At 69.2% G+C, this 6,500-nt stretch carries 7 protein-coding genes; 4 read left to right on the top strand and 3 right to left on the bottom strand.

The features are described 5' to 3' along the window. The 3 genes from QOL99_RS14110 to QOL99_RS14100 all read left to right on the top strand — a co-directional run. Window positions 1-316: SPOR domain-containing protein (locus tag QOL99_RS14110; protein WP_285524753.1), on the top strand; the 316-nt coding region annotated here is incomplete at its 5' end. Further along, a complete protein-coding gene (locus QOL99_RS14105; protein WP_285524752.1) occupies window positions 316-1,011 on the top strand; it encodes a redox-sensing transcriptional repressor Rex in 696 nt (231 codons plus the stop codon). The genes QOL99_RS14110 and QOL99_RS14105, both read left to right, overlap by 1 nt. Next, window positions 1,008-1,655 (top strand): hypothetical protein, encoded by a 648-nt coding sequence (locus QOL99_RS14100; protein ID WP_285524750.1) that lies wholly within the window; start codon window positions 1,008-1,010, stop codon window positions 1,653-1,655. The genes QOL99_RS14105 and QOL99_RS14100 overlap by 4 nt, the downstream gene beginning before the upstream one ends. Window positions 1,656-1,724: 69 nt before the next feature. Here the strand turns inward: QOL99_RS14100 and cpdB are convergent, their stop codons facing one another. Then, window positions 1,725-3,632 carry a 2',3'-cyclic-nucleotide 2'-phosphodiesterase gene (cpdB, locus tag QOL99_RS14095; protein WP_285524755.1) on the bottom strand — a complete coding sequence of 636 codons (1,908 nt, stop codon included), beginning with the start codon at window positions 3,630-3,632 and terminating at the stop codon, window positions 1,725-1,727. A 197-nt stretch (window positions 3,633-3,829) separates the two neighbouring features. Between cpdB and QOL99_RS14090 the strand changes: the two genes are divergently transcribed. Continuing rightward, complete coding sequence (locus QOL99_RS14090; RefSeq protein WP_285524749.1) at window positions 3,830-5,251, top strand: SAM-dependent methyltransferase; 1,422 nt, start codon at window positions 3,830-3,832, stop codon at window positions 5,249-5,251. A 140-nt stretch (window positions 5,252-5,391) separates the two neighbouring features. On the opposite strand, the gene QOL99_RS14085 is transcribed toward QOL99_RS14090, so the two are convergent. Both QOL99_RS14085 and QOL99_RS14080 read right to left on the bottom strand, forming a co-directional pair. Then, window positions 5,392-6,051 carry a DUF5639 domain-containing protein gene (locus QOL99_RS14085; protein ID WP_285524748.1) on the bottom strand — a complete coding sequence of 220 codons (660 nt, stop codon included), beginning with the start codon at window positions 6,049-6,051 and terminating at the stop codon, window positions 5,392-5,394. Next, on the bottom strand, window positions 6,038-6,500 hold a 463-nt coding region (locus QOL99_RS14080; RefSeq protein ID WP_285524746.1), incomplete at its 5' end, for an FAD-linked oxidase C-terminal domain-containing protein. The genes QOL99_RS14080 and QOL99_RS14085, both read right to left, overlap by 14 nt.

Here is a 6,500-nt window from a genome sequence, read left to right as displayed (position 1 = left end):
CGCCGGAGCGCCCGCGCCCGCCGCTCCCCCCGAGGCCGTCCCCCAGGAGTCCCAGACGCCCAGCACGCCGACCCCGCCCGCCGCGCAGACCCCCGCGCCGAACGGTCCGGTGTACCTGCAAGTCGGCGCCTTTGACCGCCAGGAGAGCGCCGGGCGGCTGGTCGGGATGCTGCGCGACCTGGGCTTCTCGCCCACCGTGAACGCGCCGGAAAACCGCAAGGTGACCGTGCTGGTCGGCCCCTACAGCGGGGACGCGCTGCTGGAGGCCGAGCGCAAGCTCGACGCGGGCGGCCACGACCACTTCAGGATTCGCTGATGACCGGGATTCCCACCGCGACCATCAGCCGTCTGGTGACCTACCTCCGCATTCTGGAGGGCCTGGAAGCCCAGGAGATCAGCCGCACCAGCAGCAACGACCTCGCCGAACGGGCCGGAGTCACGGCCTTTCAGGTGCGCAAGGACCTCGCCTATTTCGGTCGCTTCGGGACGCGCGGGATGGGGTACACGGTGCCGATCCTCAAGCGCGAGCTGATGCGGGTGCTGGGCCTGAACCAGACTTGGAACGTGGTGGTCGTCGGCGTGGGGCGGCTGGGGCAGGCCATCGCCAACTATCCCGGCGCGAGCGACTATCAGTTTCAGTATGTCGGACTCTTCGACGTGAATCCCGACGTGGTGGGGCGCACGGTGCGCGGCCTGACCGTGCGGCATATGGACGAGCTGCCCGAGTTCGTGCGCGGCAACAAGGTGGATATGGGCTTTCTGGCTGTGCCGCCCGACCACGCGCAGGACGCGGCGCAGGCGCTGGCCGGAGCGGGCGTGCGCGGCATTCTCAACTTCGCGCCCACGGTGATTCAGCCCCGCATGCTGGAACGGGCGGGGCAGCAAGAAATCAGTGACGAGTGGCGTGCTGTGATTGTCGAGAACGTGGACTTCCTGGCCGGAATGAAACGGCTCGCCTTTTACATCCTGAACCCACACCTGAACGCCGTGGACACGGAGGAGACTGAATGAAGAGACTATCCGCCCTTGCCCTGCTTGCGGGCCTCGCCCTCAGCGCCTGCGGAAGTGCGCCGGGGCAGATCACTGGGAATAATCGCGTATCGGTTGGCGTTGACGCCGGAGACGCCACCTCTTTTGTGACGGTGACCAAAGCGTTCACCCCCGAAGAGGTCGATGAGGAGGGTAACGTCACTCCCGCCAAGACGGTCTGGACTGCCGGGAACCCGGGCCCTGTGACCTTTACCTTCATGACCCGGCCCGGCTCGGATGCGGTCTACATCACTGGCTGGCGCATCACACGGTACGACTTCAACGGGCGGGTGAGCACCGAGGTTTCTAACTCCGACAAGGCCGACATCTATGTCCCCTCCGGCTGGAGTTGCCCGGAACGCGCGTCGCTGCCGAACTATCAGTCCTGCCAGATGTACACCACCGACGGAAGAATCCGGAGTGATGTGCAGCCCGCCAATGGTCTGCCCATTGGGGGGTTCTCACTCACCTTCGCAGATGATCTGATTGAGGAAGTTCAGAGGACCAACGCAGGAGCCTACAGCGTCGTCGACATCGAGTTTACTGGCAAAAGCAGCAACGGGCATCCCGTCGTGGTCAAGGCGAGCAACATCTCGAACAGGGCCATCAAGGCGGGCGACGAGTAGAACCCGGCAGCCTGCGAACATAAGAGGAGGCGGGGGCCAAGGCAGCCCCCGCCTCTCCTCTGCATCCCCTCAGAACTTGATCGCGTACTCCGCGAAGCCGTCCTCGCGCACGCGCAGCAGCGTGGCTCCGGCGGGCAGGTTCTTCTGGGCGTTGGGGCTGCTGACATACAGCAGGGTCGCGCCGGGGATGGGCGTGAGCTTCCAGTTGCCGTCGGCCTGCGGGTTCACCGTCTTCTGCTCGGTGAAGTACTTGACTAGGGCCGCGCGGGTCTCGTCGGGCGACTGGAGGACGATGTTCTTGCCGTCCAGACCGGGGAAGGAGCCGCCGCCCGAGGCGCGGTAGTTGTTCGTGGCGATCACGAACTGCTGCGCGGGGTCGATGGGCTTGCCCTGGTACATCAGGTTCTTGATGCGGCGGGCCTCCGGATTCACCAGCTTGCCGGAGCGGTCGTAGCGCGAGGGCTGGCTCACGTCGATCTCGTAGGTCACGCCGTCCAGCACGTCGAAGTTGTAGGTGGGGAAGGTCTCGTCGACCAGGGCCTGCGGCTCGGTCCTGGCGGGGTCGATGCGGTTGAACTGCCCGGCGCTGCGCTCCAGCCACTCCTGCACCTGCGCCCCGGTGACCAGCACGGCCTGCACGGTATTGGGGTAGACGTAGAGGTCGGCGACGTTCTTGATCGCCAGCGTCCCGGCGGGAATGTCGGTGTAGTAGCTGGCCCCCGCGCGGCCCCCGGCCTTGAAGGGCGCGGCGGCAGACAGGACGGGGAGGTCCTTGTACTGGCCCCCGGCGAGCGCGGCCTTGACGTAGGCGGCCTGCGCGTTCGAGACGAGCTGCACGCTGGGATCGTCCTGCACCAGCGACCAGTAGGAGGTGACCGGAGCCGTCAGGTCGGCGACCTTGCCGCGCACGTAGGCCAGCGTGCCCTCGTGCGCCTTCTTCACGGCGGCGGCGATGGCGGGGTCGGGCGTGACGAGGCTCTTTTTGGCCGTCTTGTCCCAGATGGGGCGGATGCTGCCCTGGGCGTCGGCGATGGTCCACTTCCGGGTCGCGCGGTTGTAGTTGAGCTTCAGGTCGGCCACGCCGAGGTTGTTGCCCCAGAAGCCGGGCATCAGCACGACCTTGCCGCCGATGGTGCCCTTCTGGAGGTTGACGCCGGGCACGTCCTTGTACGCGGTGCCGGGGAATTCGAGGTGGCTGTGGCCGGTGAGCACCACATCGATGCCGTCCACGCCGGTCAGGGCCGCGCCTGCCTGCTCGCCGCCGGGGGCGTAGGCCCCCTGGTTGATGCCGGTGTGCGCGAGCGCGACCACGACGTCGGCGCCCTGGGCCTTCATCTGCGGGACGAAGCGGCGGGCCGCCTCCACGATGTCGAGCGCCTGCACCTTGCCTTCAAGGTGGGCGCGGTCCCAGTTCAGAATCTGGGGCGGGGTGAAGCCGATCACGCCGACGTTGATGAAGTAGGGGCGGCCGTCGGTCGAGTACACCAGCTTGCGCTGCACGACGAAGGGCGTGTACCGGTTGGTGCCGTCCATGTTCAGCACGTTGGCGTTCACGTAGGGCATCGGCGCCGAGGCGAGCACCCGGTCGAGATAGTCCAGGCCGTAGTTGAACTCATGGTTGCCCAGGGTCGCGCCGTCGTAGCGCAGGGTCCGCATCACCTGGTGCATGGGGTGCATCTGGCCCTCTTTCAGCGGCTGCACGCGGGCCGCGAAGTCGCCCAGCGGGTTGCCCTGAATCAGGTCGCCGTTGTCGAAGAGCAGCGTGTTGCGCTTTTCCTCACGGGCCTGCTTGATCAGGGTGGCCGCGTACTCCAGCCCGAACTCGCCGGTGGGCTTGTCCTGGTAGTAGTCGTACCCCAGCGCGTGGGTGTGGAGGTCGGTGGTCTCGAGAATCCGCAGTTCGACAGTCTGGGCGCTCGCTGCACCCAGCAGCAGCGCCGTCGTCAGGGCAAAGTTAGTCCGCACGCCCTCCAGCATACGGCCAGGGGTCAGGGGCGTGTGAAGGGGCCAGCGCTCCCGGTCCAAGATCGCGGGCCGCCTGGAGAAGCCGCTCCTGAGGAAAGGGAGCAAGTCCAGCCTTCGTGAAGACAAGGGAAGCGGCGAGGGGCCCGGAACTGCATATGCTGGGCCGCAGTCCTGCGTCCCCCTTCAACCCAGCCCCCCCAGGAGCGCCCATGTCCCCGAACCGCCAGACGGCCCGCCCCGACCCCTCCCCCACCACCTCGGTCCAGACGCTGGGCCTCGCCGCGGTGCTGACCATGCTCGGCGCGGTCGTGGTGGCCCGCACGCGCGTGCGCCCCAGCGAGGAGGAGTTGCTTGGGGCGGCCCAGCGTGTGCTGAGCGCCGTCCTGCCGCAGGAGCGCTCCTTCGCCGTGGGGTTCTGGAATGGTGAGGACCTGCCCGCAGGCGTGCCGGAGCCGACCGCCCGATTGATCCTCAACTCGCCCGAGTCGCTGGGGCGGATGCTGAACCTCCCGCTCGACGTGGCGCTGGGCGAGTCGTACCTGCGCGGCGACTTCGACATCGAGGGCGACTTCGGGGCGATCGTGGGGCTGGCCGACACGCTGGACCCACAGTTCACGCCCGCGCAGGTGGCCGGACTGCTGCGCGACGTGGCCCTGCTGCGCCGGGGGGTGAGCGTGAAGCCGCCCAAACCGCTGGCCCAGCTCCACGGCGAGACGCACTCCCGCGAGCGCGACAGGCAGGCCATTCAGGCCCACTACGATGTGTCCAACGACTTCTACAGGCTGTGGCTGGACAGCCGCATGGTCTATTCCTGCGCGTACTTCCCGACCGGAACCGAGACGCTGGACGCAGCCCAGGAGGCCAAGCTGGAGCTGATCTGCCGCAAGCTGCGGCTGAAGCCCGGCGAGCGCCTGCTGGACATCGGCTGCGGGTGGGGCGGGCTGGCAATCTACGCGGCGCAGAACTACGGCGTCTCGGTCCTGGGGGTGACCCTCTCCGAAGCGCAGTTGCACGGGGGACGGGCGCGGGTGAAGGCCGCCGGGCTGGAGCACCTCGTCACGCTGGAGCTGCGCGACTACCGGGACGTGCCCGCGGGTGGGCAGGGCGAGTTCGACAAGATTGCCAGCGTGGGCATGGCCGAGCACGTGGGCCGCCGCAAGATGCCCGAGTACTTCGCTGCCGCCTACCGGGCGCTGAAACCCGGCGGGCTGATGCTGAACCACGCCATCGCCGACGGGCTGGGGCAGGCGCGGGTGCCCATGCTGATCCAGTCGGGCAACTTCGCGCGGCGCTACGTGTTTCCCGACGGCGAGCTGCTGCCACTCTGGGAGACGCTCAAACACGCCGACGCCGCCCTGTTCGAGGTGCGCGACGTGGAGAACCTGCGCGAGCACTACGCCCGCACGACCGCCGAGTGGGCGCGGCGGCTGGAGGCGCGGGAGGACGGGGCGCTGGCCACGCTGGGCGAGGAACGCTACCGGCTGTGGCGCATCTACCTCAACGCCTGCGGGTACTACTTCGCGCACGGCCACCTGAGCATCTTCCAGACGCTGCTCGCCAAGCCGGACGAGCGGCGGCGGGTGCCCATCCCGCCGAGCCGGGGCGACATTTACGCGGACGGGCGGGTGTAGCTACAGCGCCGCCACCAGCCGGGCGAACAGGGGGGGCATGGGCGGCACTCCTCCCCCATTCACCCNCCAAGCCGGACGAGCGGCGGCGGGTGCCCATCCCGCCGAGCCGGGGCGACATTTACGCGGACGGGCGGGTGTAGCTACAGCGCCGCCACCAGCCGGGCGAACAGGGGGGGCATGGGCGGCACTCCTCCCCCATTCACCCACCCGAAGCGGCGGTCACGCAGGGCCGCGCTCTCCCCCACCCCCATTCCGTCGGGGAAGCGGGGGCAGAGGTCGAGGGCTTGCGTCACCTCGCGGGCTCCCGGCAGCGCTCCCAGCGCCCGGTCCACCTCCCGCGCGTGGCCGAAGTGCATCCGGTGAAGCTCGCCGCCGTCCTGCCAGGCGAAACGGGCGGTCAGGTGGCCCAGGAGGTCCAGCGGGCCGGGGGCCGCCACGTGACGGGCGACCAGACCGGGCCGCAGCCGCAGCGTGACCTCCAGCGCCTCGCCCAGCGCCCCGAAACTGCCGACAAAGGGGCGGGTCAGGTCGTAGCCCTGCACGTTCTTGACCGTGCGCCCGCCTGCCCGCACCACCCGGCCCGAGGGTGCGCGGAAGGTCACGCCCAGCACGTCGGAGGCGAAGGGGAAGGTCTGCCCGAAGCCCCCGCGCGACACCAGCCCACCCACGCCGCCGGGCAGTTCCACAGGCGGGAAGGGCGGGTAGAGGCCAGGGGGCAGCGCCGCGTAGACCTCCAGCAGCGCGGTCTCGCCGCTGGCCGTGACCGTCTGGTCACCGGGCGAGAGGTCAAGGATGGGCATGGGCGTCCTCGTCGGGGAGAATCTTGCCGGGGTTGAGGCGGCCCGCCGGGTCCAGCGCCCGCTTCACGTCCCGCAGCGCCGCCAGCGTCACCGGGTCCACCGCCTCGCGCATGAAGGGCCGTTTCATGGTGCCGATGCCGTGCTCTCCGCTCAGCACGCCGCCGTGCCGGATGGCGACGAGGGCGATCCGGTGGGCAAGGTCGTGCACCGCCTCCGGGGACTCGCGGCGGGGGTCATAAAGGATGTTGGGATGAAGGTTCCCGTCCCCGATGTGCCCGAACTGCACGACGGGCAGCCCGGAGGCGTCGCCCAGCGCCCGGATCTCGCGCACCACCTCCGGCAAGGCCGAACGCGGCACCACGATGTCCTCGTTCATGCGCTGCGGGCGGATGCGGCCCAGCGCGGGGCTGACGCTGCGGCGGGCCTGCCACAGCGCGGCGGCCTCGGCG

It is taken from the genome of Deinococcus rhizophilus, from assembly GCF_030271215.1.
Taxonomy (GTDB): domain Bacteria; phylum Deinococcota; class Deinococci; order Deinococcales; family Deinococcaceae; genus Deinococcus; species Deinococcus rhizophilus.
This window is presented reverse-complemented; position numbering and strand designations above follow the sequence as displayed.

Excerpts from the sequence above, each read along its gene's own strand:
- QOL99_RS14105 (WP_285524752.1), top strand. The coding sequence starts at position 316 with ATGACCGGGATTCCCACCGCGACCATCAGCCGTCTGGTGACCTACCTC.
- QOL99_RS14100 (WP_285524750.1), top strand. The coding sequence starts at position 1,008 with ATGAAGAGACTATCCGCCCTTGCCCTGCTTGCGGGCCTCGCCCTCAGC.
- cpdB (WP_285524755.1), bottom strand. The coding sequence starts at position 3,632 with ATGCTGGAGGGCGTGCGGACTAACTTTGCCCTGACGACGGCGCTGCTG.
- QOL99_RS14090 (WP_285524749.1), top strand. The coding sequence starts at position 3,830 with ATGTCCCCGAACCGCCAGACGGCCCGCCCCGACCCCTCCCCCACCACC.
- QOL99_RS14085 (WP_285524748.1), bottom strand. The coding sequence starts at position 6,051 with ATGCCCATCCTTGACCTCTCGCCCGGTGACCAGACGGTCACGGCCAGC.